The sequence below is a fragment of the Amycolatopsis benzoatilytica AK 16/65 genome, from assembly GCF_000383915.1.
GTDB classification, from domain to species: Bacteria; Actinomycetota; Actinomycetes; order Mycobacteriales; family Pseudonocardiaceae; genus Amycolatopsis; species Amycolatopsis benzoatilytica.
Genome location: NZ_KB912942.1, coordinates 3,077,013 through 3,093,814, shown reverse-complemented (window position 1 = coordinate 3,093,814; position 16,802 = coordinate 3,077,013). Strand labels below are relative to the sequence as shown.

The 16,802-nt window shown below is 70.2% G+C and carries 14 protein-coding genes; 9 read left to right on the top strand and 5 right to left on the bottom strand.

What is annotated here, in order from left to right; all coding sequences use genetic code 11:
- Nucleotides 1-386: 386 nt before the first annotated feature.
- A complete protein-coding gene (locus tag AMYBE_RS0114110) occupies nucleotides 387-1,751 on the bottom strand; it encodes an aspartate aminotransferase family protein (RefSeq protein ID WP_020660035.1) in 1,365 nt (454 codons plus the stop codon).
- A gap of 274 nt (nucleotides 1,752-2,025) precedes the next feature.
- On the opposite strand from AMYBE_RS0114110, the gene AMYBE_RS0114100 reads away from it, so the two are divergent.
- Nucleotides 2,026-3,189 carry an IS30 family transposase gene (locus AMYBE_RS0114100; RefSeq protein ID WP_020660034.1) on the top strand — a complete coding sequence of 388 codons (1,164 nt, stop codon included), beginning with the start codon at nucleotides 2,026-2,028 and terminating at the stop codon, nucleotides 3,187-3,189.
- Between the two features lie 90 nt (nucleotides 3,190-3,279).
- Here the strand turns inward: AMYBE_RS0114100 and xsc are convergent, their stop codons facing one another.
- Nucleotides 3,280-5,088, bottom strand: coding sequence for a sulfoacetaldehyde acetyltransferase (gene xsc, locus AMYBE_RS0114095; RefSeq protein WP_020660033.1), 1,809 nt, complete (start codon nucleotides 5,086-5,088; stop codon nucleotides 3,280-3,282).
- Between the two features lie 146 nt (nucleotides 5,089-5,234).
- Between xsc and AMYBE_RS0114090 the strand changes: the two genes are divergently transcribed.
- From AMYBE_RS0114090 to AMYBE_RS0114080, 3 genes are read left to right on the top strand one after another with little or no spacing between them, the layout of a single operon-like run.
- A complete protein-coding gene (locus AMYBE_RS0114090) occupies nucleotides 5,235-6,080 on the top strand; it encodes an IclR family transcriptional regulator (protein ID WP_020660032.1) in 846 nt (281 codons plus the stop codon).
- 13 nt (nucleotides 6,081-6,093) lie between these two features.
- Nucleotides 6,094-7,038, top strand: coding sequence for an AAA family ATPase (locus tag AMYBE_RS0114085; RefSeq protein ID WP_020660031.1), 945 nt, complete (start codon nucleotides 6,094-6,096; stop codon nucleotides 7,036-7,038).
- Nucleotides 7,035-8,732, top strand: a complete 1,698-nt coding sequence (locus tag AMYBE_RS0114080) for a cobaltochelatase CobT-related protein (RefSeq protein WP_020660030.1) — start codon at nucleotides 7,035-7,037, stop codon at nucleotides 8,730-8,732. Before AMYBE_RS0114085 ends, AMYBE_RS0114080 begins: the two co-directional genes overlap by 4 nt.
- A 302-nt stretch (nucleotides 8,733-9,034) precedes the next feature.
- On the opposite strand, the gene pdxR is transcribed toward AMYBE_RS0114080, so the two are convergent.
- Nucleotides 9,035-10,498 (bottom strand): MocR-like pyridoxine biosynthesis transcription factor PdxR, encoded by a 1,464-nt coding sequence (gene pdxR / locus AMYBE_RS0114075; protein ID WP_020660029.1) that lies wholly within the window; start codon nucleotides 10,496-10,498, stop codon nucleotides 9,035-9,037.
- Between the two features lie 97 nt (nucleotides 10,499-10,595).
- Nucleotides 10,596-11,711 carry an alanine dehydrogenase gene (gene ald / locus AMYBE_RS0114070; protein WP_020660028.1) on the bottom strand — a complete coding sequence of 372 codons (1,116 nt, stop codon included), beginning with the start codon at nucleotides 11,709-11,711 and terminating at the stop codon, nucleotides 10,596-10,598.
- Nucleotides 11,712-11,910: 199 nt separating this feature from the next.
- Between ald and AMYBE_RS0114065 the strand changes: the two genes are divergently transcribed.
- The 4 genes from AMYBE_RS0114065 to AMYBE_RS0114050 all read left to right on the top strand — a co-directional run bounded on the left by AMYBE_RS0114065 (nucleotide 11,911) and on the right by AMYBE_RS0114050 (nucleotide 15,478).
- The gene (locus tag AMYBE_RS0114065) at nucleotides 11,911-12,900 is read left to right on the top strand and encodes a phosphotransacetylase (RefSeq protein ID WP_020660027.1); all 990 of its coding nucleotides are present in this window, start codon (nucleotides 11,911-11,913) and stop codon (nucleotides 12,898-12,900) included.
- Nucleotides 12,897-13,574: a phosphonatase-like hydrolase gene (locus tag AMYBE_RS0114060; RefSeq protein ID WP_020660026.1), complete on the top strand. Its 678-nt coding sequence runs from the start codon at nucleotides 12,897-12,899 to the stop codon at nucleotides 13,572-13,574. Before AMYBE_RS0114065 ends, AMYBE_RS0114060 begins: the two co-directional genes overlap by 4 nt.
- 258 nt (nucleotides 13,575-13,832) lie before the next feature.
- Entirely contained in the window at nucleotides 13,833-15,143 is a 1,311-nt protein-coding gene (locus tag AMYBE_RS0114055) for an ammonium transporter (RefSeq protein ID WP_020660025.1), read from the top strand.
- Nucleotides 15,140-15,478, top strand: a complete 339-nt coding sequence (locus AMYBE_RS0114050; RefSeq protein ID WP_020660024.1) for a P-II family nitrogen regulator — start codon at nucleotides 15,140-15,142, stop codon at nucleotides 15,476-15,478. The genes AMYBE_RS0114055 and AMYBE_RS0114050 overlap by 4 nt, the downstream gene beginning before the upstream one ends.
- Nucleotides 15,479-15,488: 10 nt before the next feature.
- On the opposite strand, the gene AMYBE_RS0114045 is transcribed toward AMYBE_RS0114050, so the two are convergent.
- Entirely contained in the window at nucleotides 15,489-15,989 is a 501-nt protein-coding gene (locus AMYBE_RS0114045; RefSeq protein ID WP_020660023.1) for a hypothetical protein, read from the bottom strand.
- Between the two features lie 377 nt (nucleotides 15,990-16,366).
- On the opposite strand from AMYBE_RS0114045, the gene AMYBE_RS41685 reads away from it, so the two are divergent.
- Nucleotides 16,367-16,765 (top strand): hypothetical protein, encoded by a 399-nt coding sequence (locus AMYBE_RS41685; RefSeq protein WP_020660022.1) that lies wholly within the window; start codon nucleotides 16,367-16,369, stop codon nucleotides 16,763-16,765.
- Nucleotides 16,766-16,802: the final 37 nt, after the last annotated feature.

Genomic DNA, 16,802 nt, shown 5'->3' with positions numbered 1-16,802 from the left:
GCGGCGGTTTCCGGTGCAGAGCCCACGTCTCCTCCTTCCGGCGGCGCCGGGGGACCTCGATGTCCCCGCGCCGGCCGCCGCCGCGATGTCGCTGAGAGCTGCTATGTGGTTCCCGTCACCGTAAGAAGGGACAGGCCCCTCCGCGAGAGCCAGATGCGGCCGATGCGCCGGTACCAGAATGGACCAGTCCCGGACAGCACGAAAGGCGCCGGGTGCCCCGTGCTGCTTGGGGGTACCCGGCGCCCGTCGCGCTCATCCGCCGAGGCGGGATCAGGTGTGCGGTCCGTGAAGGACCCCTTGAGGGAATCTGAGTCCCGGAAGGGGCCCTTCACGGACGTGGAAATGCGGTCAAACGGTAGTGAATTGGCTATCGATACGGTTGTCTGTCAGGGCTGAATCGCCTTTTCCACGTCGGTGAGCATGCCGTCGACGCCGTGCAGCAACGCGTCGAGCACGTCCGTGTCGGCCACCAGCGGCGGCGAGATCATGAGCATGGTCGCGCCGCGATCGTCGCCGCGGAGGATGACGCCGGTGCGCCGGAACGCTTCGGGCAGTACCTGGCGCAGCACGGTCAGCGACTCCTGCTCGGTCAGCTCGCGGCCGCTGTCGCGGTCGGCCATCAGCTCGATCGCGTAGAAGAACCCGGTGCCGCGCACGTCCTTCACACACCGGTGCGCGTCCTTGAGAGACTCCAGCGCGGCATGCAGTTTCGGCCCCTCGGTCAGCACGTGCTCGGGGACCTTCTCGTCGCGCATCGCGGTGATGTTGGCGACCGCGATCGCCGTCGACACCGGATGTCCGCCCCAGGTCGCGCCGTGGGTGAAGACGCCGCCCTTGGGGGAGTCGTACAGGTCGGCGACCAGCCGCTCGCGGACGATGACGCCGCCGAGCGGGGCGTAGCCGGACGTGGAGCCCTTGGCGAAGGTGATCAGGTCCGGCACGACACCGGTCAGTCCGTGGCCGAAGAAGTGGCCCAGCCGGCCGAACGAGCAGATCACCTCGTCGGACACCAGCAGGACGCCGTATTTGTCGCACAGCGCCCGCAAAGCCGGCCAGTAGCCCTCCGGCGGGACCAGTGCGCCGCGCCCGTTCTGCACCGGTTCGGCGAACACCGCCGCGACCGTCTCCGGGCCTTCTTCGAGGATGACCGCTTCGATGGCGCGGACGCAGTCCAGCTGGTCGGCCGGACCGCAGTCGCCGGTGAGGCCGAGCGTGTTGGGCACGTGCCGGATGCCCGGCAGGAGCGGGCCGAACGGCTCCTTGATCTTCGGCAGCCCGGTGACCGACAGCGCGCCCAGAGTCGTTCCGTGGTAAGCCATTTCGCGGCTGATGATCTTCGTCCGCTCCGGGGCGCCCTGGCTGCGGTGGTACTGCCGGGCGAATTTGAGCGCGGTCTCCACCGCCTCCGAACCGGAGTTGACGAAGAACGTGGTGCCCAGGTCGCCGGGCGCGAGCGAGGCGATCAGCCGGGCCGCTTCGATCGACGGCGGGTGCGCGGAACCCCAGTTGCTCGCGTAGGCGAGGGTGGCGACCTGCTCGGCCGCCGCCTGGGCGATGTCCGCGCGGCCGTGGCCCATGTTGACGCAGAACAGTCCGGCGAGTCCGTCGAGGTGCCGGCGGCCCTCGGTGTCGATCAGGTAGCTGCCTTCGCCGCGGACGAACACCGGGAACTCGCTCTGCCAGGTGTCCTTGCGCGTGAAGTGGGGCCCGAGGTGTCGGCGGGCCGTGGCCCGCAGCTCCGTGACGTTCACCTGGCGACCTCCTGTGAGTGCGAAAAACGGGATGTGTCGAGCATCGCAATGAGGCTGGCCCTGGCCCAGAGCCAGAAAGCGGCCGATCACTGGGGCCAGATCGAGGCCCGGACCGGTTAATCCGGGAAGGGCCCCTTGCGGGAATCTGCTTGGGTTCTAGTGGTGGTTGCAACGCCTGAGTTGTTGAGGGGTTGCCGTGGCGGGGGTCCGGGAGGTTGCAGCGTCGCGGGGTCGGGGGAGGTTGGCGGCGGAACGCCGCCGGTATTTTGATCTTGTGGCGGAAGGCGTGGGCACTGTCGAGGCGTGCCGGGTTGTCGGGGTCGACCGGCGGACCGGGCACCGGTGGCGGCACGGGCGGCCGAGCCGGGCGGGGCGGACGGCCGTGCGGTCGCCGGCCCCGCCCTCGCGTCCGGCCCCCGTCGCCGATGCCCGCCCCGAGGCGCAGTCGCGGTTCCTGACGCAGCAGGAACGGCTGGCGATCGCCGACCTGCGCCGGGCAGGGGCCGGGGTCCGCGCGATCGCCCGGGAACTGGGCCGCGATCCCGCCACGATCAGCCGCGAACTGGCCCGCAACGCCCGTCCCGGCAGCCGCGGCTACCGGCCCTACGCCGCCCAGGCCCGCGCCGACGCGCGCCGCAAACGGCCCAAGACCGGCAAGATCGCGGCCTGTCCCGAGCTGCGCGACCTCGTGCAGGGCATGCTGCGCAAGAAGTTCAGCCCGGAGCAGATCAGCCAGCGGCTGCGCCGCGACCACCCCGACCGCCCGGAGCTGCACGTGACCCCCGAAACCGTCTACCAGGCCCTCTACGTCCAAGGCCGCGGCGAACTGCGCCGCGAACTGCACCGCGCGCTGCGCACCGGCCGCGCCGTGCGCAAACCCCGCCGCACCGGCGAAGCCCGCCGGCCCCGCTTCGCCGAACCCATGGTCATGATCAGCGAACGCCCCGCCGAAGCCGCCGACCGCGCCGTCCCCGGCCACTGGGAAGGCGACCTGATCATCGGCAAGGACGGAGCCTCCGCCATCGCCACCCTGGTCGAACGCGCCACCCGCTACACGCTCCTGGTCCCCCTGCCCCACGGCCGCGGCGCCGACGCCGTCCGCGACGCCCTCGTCACCGCCATGCACACCCTGCCCGACCACCTGACACGGTCCCTGACCTGGGACCAAGGCTCGGAAATGGGCCGACACCGCGAATTCACCATCGCCACCGGCATCCCCGTCTACTTCTGCGACCCCCACAGCCCCTGGCAACGCGGCAGCAACGAAAACACCAACGGCCTGCTGCGCCAGTACTTCCCCAAAGGCACCGACCTCTCCCTCCACAGCCCCGAACACCTCGCCGCCGTCGCCGCAGAGCTCAACTGCCGCCCACGCAAAACGCTCGGCTGGGACACCCCAGCCGAACGCCTCGCTACACTCCTCACCGAAACCAGCTAATCCAGCCTGTGTTGCGACGACCCCTCGAATCCGCCCTGATTCCCGCAAGGGGCCCTTCACGGACTTTCCGGCTCGCGAACCGCCGCGCGCTTACACGTAGTCCTGGTACTTTTCCAGGAATCGAACCGGCTTCGACAGCGCGTCGCGGCGGAACGGGTCGCCCAGCTCGCGGGTGCACATGACCTCGACGACCGTGGTGCGGCCCTCGTTCATTTGCGCGTCGACCGCCTTCCGCAGCGCCGGGCCGACGTCCTCGAGCTTGTCCACCACGATGCCGTCGGCGCCCATCGCCTGCGCGATCCCGGCGAAGCTCTCGCTTTCCAGTTCGCCGGCGACGAACCGGCGGTCGTAGAAGTCGACCTGGTTCTTCTTTTCCGCGCCCCATTGCCGGTTGTGGAAGACCACCGCGGTGACTGGGATGTCGTGCCGCACCGCGGTCATGATCTCGCCCATGCTCATGCCCCACGCGCCGTCGCCGGCGTACGCGATCGCCGGCCGGTCCATCGCGGCGGCCTTCGCGCCGATGATGGTCGGCAGCGCGTAACCGCAGTTGCCGAAGGACATCGGGGCGAAGAAGGAGCGGGGCTCCTCGAACCGCAGGTAGCTGTGCGCGACGGAGTTGATGTTGCCGATGTCGGTGGAGACCATCACCCGCGGCGGCATGGCCTTCTCCAGCTCGCGCAGGACCTGGCGCGGGTGCAGCCAGTTGCCCTCCTCCTGGTCCTGCTCGGCGATCATGTCGAGGGAGTAGGGGTCCTTCTCGTGGGTCCACTCGGAGAGCTCTCGCTCCCACGCCTCTTTTTCGGCCTTGGTGCGCGCGGCGCGTTCGTCGCGGGTGGCGTCGCAGGCGAGCGTCCGGTCGGCGAGCCGGTCGGCGAGCGCCGCCGCGGCGGCCTTCGCGTCGCCGCAGATGCCGACGGTGATCTTCTTGACCAGGCCGAGCATCTTGTGGTCCGCGTCGATCTGGATGATCTTCGCGTTCTTCGGCCAGTAGTCCATGCCGTGCTGCGGCAGGGTGCCGAACGGGCCGAGCCGGGTGCCGAGCGCGATCACCACGTCCGCCTGCGAGATGAGCTTCATCGCGGCCTTGGAGCCCTGGTAGCCGAGCGGGCCGCACCACTGCGGGTGGCTGGCCGGGAAGCTGTCGTTGTGCTGGTAGCTGTTGACGACCGGCGCGCCGAGGCGCTCGGCGAGCGCCTTGGCCTCCTCGACGCCGTCGGACATGACTACGCCGCCGCCGGAGATGATGACCGGGAACTCCGCGGTGGCCAGCAGTTCGGCCGCCTGGGCGAGGCTCTTGTCGCCGCCGGGGCCGCGGTCCAGCCGCTGCGGCTCCGGGATCTCGGTTTCGATCTCGCCGTAGAAGAAGTCGCGGGGGATGTTCAGCTGGGTCGGGCCGATCTCGGCGAGCGCCCGGTCGAAGGCCCGCGCGGTGTACTCGGCCATCCGCTTCGGGTTGTTCACGTGCGCCTGGTACTTCGTGAACTCCTGGAACATGGGCAGCTGGTTGGCTTCCTGGAAGCCGCCCAGCCCGGTGCCCATCGTGCCCGCCTCCGGCGTGATCATCACGACCGGGCTGTGCGCCCAGTAGGCCGCGGCGATCGCGGTGACGCAGTTGCTGATGCCCGGGCCGTTCTGCCCGATCACCACGCCGTGCCGGCCGCTGACCCGGGCGTAGCCGTCTGCCATGTGCGCGGCGCCCTGCTCGTGCACGACCGGGACGAGCCGGATGCCGGCCGGCGCGAAGATGTCCATCGCGTCCATGAACGCCGAGCCCATGATGCCGAAGATGTCGGTGACGCCATTGGCCACCAGCGTCTCGACGAAGGCCTCGGACGGGGTCATCTTCGCCGTCCCGCTGACGACGGTGCGGCCGTCGCCCGTCTTCCTCTCCGCCATGGTTGAACTCCTTCGACGAGTGAAAGTCTTGGTTTTCGGTACGTGAAGTTCATAAAAGCTGAACATGGTGGACGATAGGACGCCACGTGCGGCAGGTCAACCGCGAGTTCCTGGAAAACGAGACAGGGTGTGCTACTTTTCGGAACGTGAGTGAGTTGCGTAAGCCGCCCGCCGTCGAGCTCGTGCGCGAGCCGGACGGGGCGGGCCTCGACGGCGACACCCCGACCATGCGGCTGTTCTCGCTGCTCGAGCTCATCGCGGCCAAGGACCAGCTGGTGACGCTGCAGGGGCTGGTCGAGGAGACCGGCCTGCCCAAACCGACCCTGCACCGGATGCTGCAGCAGCTGGAAGGCGCCGGGCTGCTCGTCCGCCAGGCGGACGGCAGGCACTACGGCACCGGCGTCCGGCTGCGCCGGCTCGCGGAGAACCTGCTGCTCAACGCGACCCATCACGGCGCGCGGCACGCGGTGCTCAAGCACCTGGTGGACGAGCTGGGGGAGAGCTGCAACATCACCGCGCTGTCCGGCAGCGAAATCGTGTACCTCGACCGCGTCGAGACGCCCGAGCCGCTGCGGTTCTACCTGCGCCCGGGTTCGCGGGTGCCGATCCACTGCTCGGCCAGCGGCAAGATCATCCTGGCCCAGATGAGCCCGGCGCAGCGGCGCAAGCTGCTCGCGCACGCGCCGCTCAAGTCCTACACCGCGAAGACGATCACCGACCTCGACGAGCTGGAGGAGGAGTTCGCCCGCATCCGGCGGGACGGATTCGCCCTGGACGACGAGGAGTTCCTGCCCGGCCTGGTGTGCGTGGCGGTGCTGGTGCCCAGCCGCACTGGCCGTTCCAACCTGGCGGTGGCGGTGCAGGCCCCGGTCATGCGGCTCACCGCAGACAAGGCGCTGCAGGCGCTGCCCGCGCTGCAGCGAGCCGCCGAGGCGATCCAGGAGGTCGAGGCAGAGGGACAACCCGACGCCGCCGACAGCATCCCGTCCTGACGGAGGTCCCTTGATGAACTCGTTGTCCCCCCACGGTCCCGACGCCCGGGTCGCCGTGCGCGACGCGTTCGGCATCGACGCGGACCTGCTCGTCCCGTGCTTCGCCGAACCGGACGAGCACGTGCCCGAACTCGACTCCGCGTACCGGTTCAATCCAGACGTGACGCTCGCGTTGCTGGCCGGGTTCGCGCACAACCGGCGGGTGCTCGTGCAGGGCCTGCACGGCACCGGCAAGTCCACCCACATCGAGCAGGTCGCCGCCCGGCTCAACTGGCCGTGCCTGCGGGTGAACCTCGACGGGCACCTGAGCCGGCTGGACCTGGTCGGCAAGGACGCGGTGGTGCTGCGCGAAGGCAAGCAGGTGACCGAGTTCCGCGAGGGAATCCTGCCGTGGTCCCTGCGCCGGCCCACCGCGCTGATCCTCGACGAATACGACGCGGGGCGGCCGGACGTCATGTTCGTCATCCAGCGGCTGCTGGAGCGGGACGGCAAGTTCACGCTGATCGACAGCAACACGGTGCTCCGCCCGCATCCCGGCTTCCGGCTTTTCGCCACCGCCAACACGGTGGGGCTGGGCAACCTCAACGGTCTCTACCATGGGGTCCAGCGGCTCAACCACGCGCAGATCGACCGCTGGAACATCGTGGCCGCGCTGGACTATCTGGCACCGGAGGAGGAAGCCGCGATCGTGCGCGCCCGGGTGCCGCGGCTGCCCGCGCAGCTGGTGCCGGCGATGGTGGCGGTGGCCGGGCTGACTCGCGAAGGGTTCCGGGCGGGTGATCTGTCCGCGCTGATGTCGCCGCGCACCGTCATCACGTGGGCGGAGAACTGCGAGATCTTCGGCGATCCGGCGCTGGCGTTCCGGCTGACCTTCCTCAACAAATGCGACGAAGCCGAGCGGCCGGTCGTCGCCGAGTACTTCCAGCGCTGCTTCGACCGGGAACTCGCCGCGGCGTGAACGCTTCCGAGGTCCGGCGCCGCCAGGAAGTCGAAGAGCTGTCCGCGGCGGCGATCCGCGCGGTCAGCGGCGAACCCGAGGTGCATTTCCGGGCCGGGCGGCTGCATCGCGACGGCCGGCCGGTGCCGCTGTCCGTGCCGCACCTGCGCGCCGAAGACGAGGACGTGCGGTCGTTTCGCGGTGCGGCGGACGGGATGGCGTTGCGCCTGGTCCGGTCCGACCGCGCCCGGCACGCGCGCCTGCGGCCCGGCGGCGGCGTCGCGCGGCTGCTGTTCGAGCTGCTCGAACAATTCCGGGTGGAGTCTCTGGTGCCGGCCGATTTTCCCGGTATCGCGGCGAATCTGCGGCGGCGACACGTTCGCTGGTCGCTCGCGGCGCACCACAATGGACTGACTGAAACCGCGCGCGGAGTGCTGATCTACACCGTTGCCCAGGTCGCCCGTGCCCGGATCACCGGCGAGCCGGTAGTGGCTGAAACTGAGGACCTGATCGAGCCTACGCGCGCGGCGATCGCCCCTGTCCTCGGCACCCACTTGGCCGGGCTTCGCCGGTGCCGCACCGACCAGGAAGCGTTTGCCGCGCACGCTCGCGCGCTGGCCGACGCAGTCGCTGGGATGCTTGGACCTGAGCAGGCGGAGGACGCGGAGAAGGACGAGAAGGGCGTGGAGTACGCGCTCTTGCTGGATTTCGAGGACGATCCAGGCGCGGAGGACGGCGGCACCGCCAGTTTGGGCGGCCAGACCGGACTGACCGCCGCGAGCGGACCGTATCGGGTGTTCACCACCGCGTACGACCGGGAGGACCGGGCGGGCTCGCTCGTGCGGCCGGACCTGTTGCGGGAACTGCGGGAACGGCTGGACGAGCGGGTCGCGCGCCACGGCGTCAACGTGGCCCGGCTGGCGCGGGAACTGACCGCCGTCCTGGCCGCACCCGAGCGCGCCGGGTGGGACAGCGACCAGGAGGAGGGCCGGATCGACGGCCGGGCCTTGGCGCGGCTGATCGCCACTCCCGCGGATCACCGGGTGTTCCGGGTGGAGCGCACCGAGCCGGTCGCCGACGTGCTGGTGACCTTCCTGCTGGACTGCTCGGGTTCGATGAAGGCGCACCGCGAAACCGTCGCGGTGCTGGTCGACCTTTTCGCCCGAGCGCTCGATCTGGCCGGCGCGAGCTGCGAAATCCTCGGCTTCACCACCTCCGCGTGGAACGGCGGCCGCGCCCGGCGCGACTGGCTGCGGGCCGGGCGCCCGGCGCATCCGGGACGGCTGAACGAGCGTCGGCACTTGGTGTTCAAAGACGCTGCGACGCCCTGGCGACGTGCTCGGCGGGACATAGCGGCGTTGCTCAAACCGGACTTGTTCCGTGAAGGCATCGACGGCGAAGCACTGGCCTGGGCTGCCTCTCGGGCGCGCGCGTGCGAGGCGCGGCGGCGGCTGATTTTCGTGGTGTCCGACGGGAGTCCGATGGACGGTGCCACCGCGCTGGCGAACGACGAGCGCTGTCTCGATCACCACCTGGCCGAGGTGGCCGGCGATGTTGCGCGCGGCGGCGACGCGGAGGTGTACGGCATCGGGGTCGGGCTCGATCTGAGCGCGTACTACCGACGCAGCCTGTCGCTGGATGCCGCGGAAGGCACGGGTTTCCGCGCCTTCCGCGAGATCCTCGACCTGATCGCGCGCCGTCAGCCGGCCGGCTGAGCAGCGAGAAAGCAGGCTCCAGCCGAAGACGATCACCAGGTTCAACCCCATCGACACCAGGCCGGTGTTGATGCCGCCGGGGGCGGTTGCGGGGCGAGCGTTCCGCGGTTCGTCCGGGTCCGGGTGCGGTGCGGTCGTGAAGGACCCCTTGAGGGACTCAGAGTCCCTGAATGTTCCCTTCACGGACTCCAGGTCCGTCGGAGGTCCTGACGAACTCCGCGTCCGTCAGGGGCCCCTTCACGGAATCCAAGTCCCTCAAGGGGTCCTTCACTGACAGCCGGGGCCGCCGGACGTGGCCGGGTTCAGCCCCCGAGCAGCTCTGTGCACACCTGGCCGAGCAGCCGGATTCCCGGTTCGATCGCCGGCGCCGGCGTGGCGGAGAACCCGATGCGGAAGTGGTTGCGCGGCGGATCGTCGCCGAGGAAGAAGATGTCGCCGGGCTCGATCAGGATTCCCTTCCGCTCGGCGCGCTCCACCAGGACCCGGCAGTCCAGCTCGGGCGGGCCGGTCATCCACAGGCTGACGCCGCCGGGCGGGTACGGCGGCTGCGGCCACGGCAGATCTTCGGCGGAGGCGGCGCAGGTGGCGGCCCACTTGCGCATGAGTTTCGTGCGGTAGCGCCGCAGCGAACGGTGGTACTCGCCGCTTTCGATGAGCAGCGCCAATGCGCGCTGCAGCTGCCCGGGCGGGTGGCGCACCATGTAGCGGCGGGCTTCGCGCAGGGCGCGCACCAGTTCCTTCGGCCCGACCAGGTAGCCCAGTCGCAGCCCCGGGGACAGGAACTTGGAGAACGTGCCCAGGTAGACCGCGTCCCCGCTGCTGTCGAGCGCCTTCAGTGCGGGAGTCGGGCTGCCCTGGTAGCGGAACTCGCTGTCGTAGTCGTCCTCGACGACCACAGTCCCGGACGCGGCGGCCTGGGCGAGCAGCTGGCGGCGGCGGCCGATGCTCAGTGTCGCGTTCGTCGGGTGCTGGTGGCTCGGCGTGAGGTAGAGCAGGTCGATCCCGTCGAGCGACTCGGGCGGGCGCAGGCCGCGGGAGTCGACGTCGATTCCGGCGACTCGCGCTCCGGTGCGCAGGAAAATGTGCCGTGCGTCGAGATAGCCGGGGTTTTCGATGCCCACCACCTGGTCCGGTCCGAGCAGCACCCGGCCGAGCAGGTCGAGCCCCTGCTGCGATCCGACGGTGATCAGCACTTCGTCCGGTTCCGCTTCGATCCCGCGGGCGGTCAGCAGCTCCCGGCAGACCATCTCGACCAGCATCGGGTCGTCGGAGCCGACGCTGTCCTGGAGGCTGTGGAACACGTGCGGTTTGTACAGCGCGTCGCGCAGGCAGCGAGTCCACGACCGCGCGGGGAAGGCGGCGACGTCGACCTGCCCGGCGAGGAACGGGTACGGATAGCTCGCCCAGTCGCTGCGCTTCTCGATGTGCGCGATGCCGGCGTCCGGGAAGCTGCGCACGCGGCGGGTCCAGTCGATGCGCGACTCGGTGTCGCGCTGCTCGGTCGCGCAGTGCGGGCGCATCTCCCGGTTGACGAACAGCCCGCTGCGTTCGCGGCTGTCCACGTAGCCCTCGGCCACCAGCTCCTGGTAGGCAAGGTTGATCGTGTTACGGGAGACACCCAGCTCCACGGCCAGCTCCCGCGAGCTGGGCAGCCGGCGCGCCGGGTCGAACGTACCGACCGCGATGCCGTGCTCGATCGCCCGGCGGACCTGCCGGTACAGCGGCTCGTCGGACGACCGGTCGATCTCGATCAAGGTGCGCGGCAAGGGCGTTCTCCTCCGATGGCCGGCGCGGGGCAAGGTGGGCCGAACGTAACGTGCGGCGGCCCGTTTTCCCACCCCGCGCCGGGTGGGCCGGCGCGCCTCAGGCGAGCGCGGCGGCCGCGTCCGCGACGGGAAGGCCGTGGGCGACGGCGACCGGCTCGTAGGTCAGCGTCCCGGACACGGTGTTCACGCCGCCGAGCAGTTCGGGCGTGTCGCGCACCGCGGTCCGCAGGCCCTTGTTCGCGATTTCCAGCGCATAGGGCAGTGTCACATTGGTGAGCGCGTGCGTGGAGGTGTGCGGTACCGCGCCCGGCATGTTGGCCACGCAGTAGAACACCGATTCGTGGACGCGGAAGGTCGGCTCGGCGTGCGTCGTGGGCCGGGAGTCTTCGAAGCAGCCGCCCTGATCGATCGAGATGTCCACCAGCACGCTGCCCGGCTTCATCCGGGAGACCGTCTCGTTGGACACCAGGCTCGGCGCCTTCGCCCCGGGCACCAGCACCGCGCCGATCACCAGGTCGGCTTCGAGCACCGCCTGCTCGATCGCGTACGAGTTCGCCGCGGCGGTGCGGATGCGGCCCTGGTACATCCGGTCCGCGGCACGCAGCTTGTCCACGTTCTTGTCGAACAACACGACGTCGCCCCAGGTGCCCGCCGCGACCGCGACCGCGTTCATCCCGGCGACGCCCGCGCCCAGCACGACCACGCGGGCCGGCGGGACTCCGGACACGCCGCCGATCAGCACGCCGCGCCCGCCGTTCACGCGCATCAGCGTCTGCGCGCCGACCTGCGGCGCCAGCCGGCCGGCTACCTCGCTCATCGGGAACAGCAACGGAAGCGAGCCGTTGGGCAGCTGCACGGTCTCGTAGGCGACCGTCGTCGTGCCCGCGTCGAGCAGCGCCCGCGTGCAGGGCTCGCTGGCCGCGAGGTGCAGGTAGGTGAACAGCAGCTGGTCGGAGCGGAGCCGGTGGTACTCCTCGGCGACCGGTTCCTTCACTTTCAGCACCAGTTCCGCGGTGCCCCACACGTCGTCCGCCCGGTCGAGCAGCTTCGCGCCGGCGGCCGCGTAGTCGTCGTCGCGAATGGACGAGCCCTCGCCCGCGCCGCGCTCCACGAAGACCTCGTGGCCGGCCGCGACGAACTCGTGCACGCCGGCCGGCGTCGCCGCTACCCGGTACTCGTGGTTCTTGACCTCACGAGGCACACCGATCTTCATCGCCTGCTCCCATCTGTCGTGTGTGGACCGAGAGTGCGGGACGGCTGGCCACGGCGAAAGTGCCAGAAACCGCGCGGTCGAAGGGTCCAGAAGGAGCTCGGCTGGACCCGCCATCGGGGACGGTTCTGGCCCTGTCGTGGTGGCCAGCGGGTCGCCATCCTCACGGAGAGCGTTGCTGTCCGCCGCGAGGAGTTGCGAGATGACCATGGCCCCTCTGGCCGAGACCTGGCGCGAACGCGTCGGCAGCGCCCGCCCGCGGGTCGCACTGGCCGACGGTGCCGATGAACGCGCGGTCCGCGCGGCCGCCCGGCTGACCGAGCAAGGCGCGATCCGACCGTTGCTGGTCGGTCCGACCGCGGAAATCGCCGCGGCCGCTGCTGTTTTGGGGCTGCCTGTTCCGTCCGTTTTGGACACTGCGGAACTCGCGGCCGACGAAGCCGTCCTCGCCCGGCTTGCCGCCGCGTTCCCGGGCCGGACGGACACGGTGGTCTGCGACCCGCTCGCGCTCGCCGCGGCCGCGCTGGCCCTCGGCCGGGTCGACGCCTGCCTGGCCGGCGCGACCCGGCCGACTTCCGACGTGCTCCGGGCCGGCCTGCGGATCGTCGGCCTGGTCCCTGGCGTGCGGACCTTGAGCAGCTCGTTCCTGATGCTGCTGCGAGACGGCCGGGCACTCACCTTCGCCGATTGCGCTGTGGTGCCGGAGCCGGACGCCGACGCGCTGGCGGACATCGCCGCGAGCGCCGCCGAAACGCACCGTGCGCTCACCGGAACCGAGCCGGTCGTCGCGTTGCTGTCGTTCAGCACTCGCGGCAGCGCGAAGCACTCCGCGGTGGAGAAGGTCCGGCGCGCCACCGAGTTGGTCCAGGAACGGCTGCCCGGCATCGAGGTGGACGGCGAACTGCAGTTCGACGCCGCCGTGGTGGACGCGGTGGGCATGGCGAAGGCGCCGCGCTCGTCCGTCGCCGGTCGGGCGAATGTGCTGGTGTTCCCGAATCTCGACGCCGGAAACATCGCCTACAAGGTCGCCGAACGGCTCGGCGGCGCGACCGCGCTCGGCCCGATCCTGCAAGGCGTCGCCGCGCCGCTGCACGATCTTTCGCGCGGGTGCAGCGCGGCCGATGTCGAGACGATGGCGCTGATCAGCGCGGTGCACGCGGTGACCGGCCGGGAAATGGAGGAAGCCCGATGAGCGCAGGCATCGAGTTGGTCGTGCTGGACCTGGCCGGCACGACGGTTCGCGACGACGGAGCGGTCGAAGCCGCCTTCGCGGAGGCGCTGGAGACGGCAGGCGTGCCGGCGGACTCGCCGGAGCGCGCGGAGGTGGACGCTTACGTCCGCGACACCATGGGACAGTCCAAAATTGAGGTATTCCGCGCATTGTTCGCGGAGGACGACGTTGCCGAACAAGCGAATCTCGCGTTCGAGAAGGCGTTCGCCGCGCACGCGATCGAAGCGGCCGAGCCGCTGCCCGGTGCGGCGGAGGCGATCGACAAGCTCCAGGCACAGGGCCGCAAGGTATGCCTCAGCACCGGTTTCTCGGCCGAGACCCGCGACGCGCTCCTCGCCCGGCTCGGCTGGACCGAGGTGGCCGACCTGGTGATGTGCCCCTCGGACGCGGGCCGCGGACGGCCGTTCCCCGACCTGGTGCTGACGGCGGTGCTGCGCTTGGGAATCAGCGACGTGCGCGCGGTGGCCGTGGCGGGCGACACCGGGTTCGACATGCTGACCGGCCGCCGAGCCGGAGCTTCGGTGGTTGCCGGAGTGCTGACCGGAGCGCACAACGAAGCGGTGCTGCGCGCGCACGGCGCGACGCACGTGCTGGGTTCGGTGGCGGAGTTGCCTGCGCTGCTGGACCCTCGCTGAGCACCTCCTTTTCGCTGGCTCGGACCGGAACCGCGGACTGGCCGCGGCCGCCGCGCCGACCGGACTGCCCCCTTTTCGGCGACTTCGCGCAGTCCGGCCGCTGCTGTCCGCTTCTGCGGGCATTCCTCTTCCCGCTGATTCCGTTTCGGCTGTTTCGCCCGGTTGCGGGCGACCGCCGGAAGCACGACGGAAACATCCTCGTAACACCGCGCGGTTAGCTTCCAACGGCCGGTAGTCGGAGACGAGGAGTGTTCCAGCGTGGTGGATACCGGAAGCACGGCATGGCTGCTCGGCAGCGCCGCCCTGGTCATGCTCATGACCCCGGGCCTCGCGCTGTTTTACGGCGGCATGGTCCGCGCCCGGAGCGTGCTGAACGTGATGGCGATGACCTTCATCTGCCTCGCCACGGTCGGGCTCGTCTGGGTGATCTACGGGTATTCGCTCGCGTTCGGCCCGGACTGGTTCGGCGGGCTGCTCGGCAATCTGCGGATGGCGGGCCTGCGCGGACTGGCGGAGCAGACCGTCGGGCCGCCGGGGAACCAGGTACCGCTCTACGGGTTCGTCGCGTTCCAGATGATGTTCGCGATCATCACCGTCGCACTGCTGGCCGGCGCGATCGCCGAGCGCGCCCGGTTCTGGACCTGGACGGTGTTTTCCATCGTCTGGGTCACCCTGGTGTACATCCCGGTGGCGCATTGGGTGTTCGCCCCCGACGGGTGGATCGCCGCGAAGCTGCACGTGCTGGACTTCGCGGGCGGCACGGTCGTCGAGGTCAATTCCGGTGCCGCCGCGCTGGCGCTGGCGCTCGTGCTCGGCCGCCGGCACGGCTGGCCGAAACAGCCGGTCCGGCCGCACAACCTGCCGTTCGTGATGTTCGGCGCCGGGCTGCTGTGGTTCGGCTGGTTCGGGTTCAACGCCGGTTCCGCGCTGGTCGCGAAGAATCTGGCCGCCACGTCGTTCCTGAACACCACTGTCGCCGGTGCGGCGGCAGTGGTGGGCTGGCTGATCGTCGAGCAGCTGCGCGACGGGAAGCCGACCACGCTCGGCGCCGCGTCCGGCGCGGTGGCCGGGCTGGTCGGGATCACGCCCGGCTGCGCGTACGTGGAACCGCTCGGCGCGATCGCCATCGGCGCGGTCGCGGGCGTGGCCTGCTCGTTCGCGGTGAGCCTGAAGTACCGGTTCGGCTTCGACGATTCGCTCGACGTGGTCGCGGTGCACGGACTCGGCGGGCTCACCGGCACGCTGATGATCGGCCTGTTCGCGACGATGAGCGTCGACCCGCAAGGCGCGAACGGCCTGTTCTACGGCGGCGGACTCGACCAGTTGTGGCGCCAGGCGGTCGGAACGCTGGCGGTACTAGGGTATTCGTTCGTGGTGACCTTGCTGATCGGCTGGGCCATGCACAAGTTCTGGGGATTCCGGGTCGACCGCGAAGCCGAGATCGACGGGGTCGACGAGGCCGAGCACGCCGAAGGCGCGTACGAGCTGGCAATCCAGTCCGGACGCCGGGGGAGCGCGCCCGCCGGCGGCTTCGGGCCGCACCTGCCGGCGCGCGAGGAGACTCGATGAAGCTGCTGACCGCCGTCGTCAAACCGTTCGTGCTGGACGACGTCCGGGTGGCCCTGCAGGACCTCGGCATCGCCGGGATGACGGTGAGCGAGGTCCGCGGCTACGGCAGGCAGAAGGGCCACACCGAGATCTACCGCGGCGCCGAGTACGCGGTCGACTTCATCACCAAGTACCGGCTGGAGATCCTGCTCGACGACGACCAGGTCGACACCGCGCTGCGCGCGATCTTGGAGACCGCGCACACCGGCAAGATCGGCGACGGCAAGATCTGGGTCACGCCGGTCGAGACGGTGATCCGGGTCCGCACCGGGGAACGCGGACGCGACGCGCTGTAGCGTTCCGCGGTCAGCTCTGCGGCGGCGGCCCGTCCTGGGGGAACGGCGGCTGCCCGGGCTGGCTGTACCCGGACGGCGGGGTGGTGCCGAAACCCTGCTGCGGCGGCCCGAATCCTGGCTGCCCCGGCCCGAATCCCGGCTGCGGCGCGTAGCCGACCGGGGCGTATCCGGGCTGCTGCGGCTGCCGGCCGCCCTTGGCGACCGCTACCGCGACCAGGATCCACGAGAGCAGGCTGAGTCCGTCGAGCACGAGGCCGACGACCGTGAAGATCACCGTGATCTCGTCGCTGCTGAGGTGGTCGGAGTCCATCCAGGACGTCGTGTCCATCAGCAGGAACTGCCAGGCGATCGAGGCCGCCGTCGCGACCAGCATGACCGCGAACGCGGCCACCATCAGCCCGGAAACCCCGCGGGCGCGTCGCTGGACCGAAACGATCAGGCCGATCAAACCCACCACCAGCTGCAACAGCTCCGGAATGATCCGGATGAGGGTCAACCCCAGGTTCGACATGCCTGTCCTCCACAGCTTTCCGCCCAGACCGCGACGCGGGTACGACGCCGGGCGGATCATATGGGTTCCCGGGCCGGGGCAGCGGTGGAACTGCAGTGAAGGGGCCCTTGCCGGACTCAGATTCCCTCAAGGGGTCCTTCACGGACTTGGGTCGCTGCGCCTGCCTGCATCAGCGTCAAGGTCCGCCTCGTCCAGACCGACATGAAGAAACTCGTCGAAACAACGCGAAGTAAAGACGCCGGATCGCGAGGTACTAACCCGCACATCTGCCCGGAACGACTACGGTGATTCGGGGGCATCGTCCGGAGCCGCGCGGGAGGGAGAAAGCCATGGCGAGAAACGCACTTCGACGATCAGTTCTCGGCGCTGGTGCGCTAATGCTGATCGCGTCCGCCGGCGCGGCGTGCGCCGGCGGGCCGGGGGAGGCACCGCCGGTGTCCACGCCCGTCGCGTCGAGTCCCGCCGCTGCGGTGCCGACTGTCAACGCGTGCGGCAAATACGTGGTGAAACCTTCGAGCCTGATCCTGACCTGCGCGGACGCGAATACCGTTCTCGACGATTTGCACTGGTCCGGATGGGGCTCGGCCACCGCGCACGCCACCGGCACGTTGCGGGAGAACGACTGCGCTCCGGACTGCGCGGACGGAAAAGTCGTTTCGGTCCGGACCGAGGTGACGGTCAGCGGATTGTCCGACGGGCATTACGACCGATTGCAGGTCACGGCGACTCCGCTGGCCGGCGACCCGCACGACTACGACCTGCGCACGACCGGTTAGCCCGGCGGCACCGGCCGGGACCCCGGGCCGGGGCCGG

Coding starts and splice junctions, on each gene's coding strand:
- AMYBE_RS0114050 (WP_020660024.1), top strand. CDS start 15,140: ATGAAGCTGCTGACCGCCGTCGTCAAACCGTTCGTGCTGGACGACGTC.
- AMYBE_RS0114045 (WP_020660023.1), bottom strand. CDS start 15,989: ATGTCGAACCTGGGGTTGACCCTCATCCGGATCATTCCGGAGCTGTTG.
- AMYBE_RS0114085 (WP_020660031.1), top strand. CDS start 6,094: ATGAACTCGTTGTCCCCCCACGGTCCCGACGCCCGGGTCGCCGTGCGC.
- AMYBE_RS0114060 (WP_020660026.1), top strand. CDS start 12,897: ATGAGCGCAGGCATCGAGTTGGTCGTGCTGGACCTGGCCGGCACGACG.
- xsc (WP_020660033.1), bottom strand. CDS start 5,088: ATGGCGGAGAGGAAGACGGGCGACGGCCGCACCGTCGTCAGCGGGACG.
- ald (WP_020660028.1), bottom strand. CDS start 11,711: ATGAAGATCGGTGTGCCTCGTGAGGTCAAGAACCACGAGTACCGGGTA.
- AMYBE_RS0114065 (WP_020660027.1), top strand. CDS start 11,911: ATGACCATGGCCCCTCTGGCCGAGACCTGGCGCGAACGCGTCGGCAGC.
- AMYBE_RS41685 (WP_020660022.1), top strand. CDS start 16,367: ATGCTGATCGCGTCCGCCGGCGCGGCGTGCGCCGGCGGGCCGGGGGAG.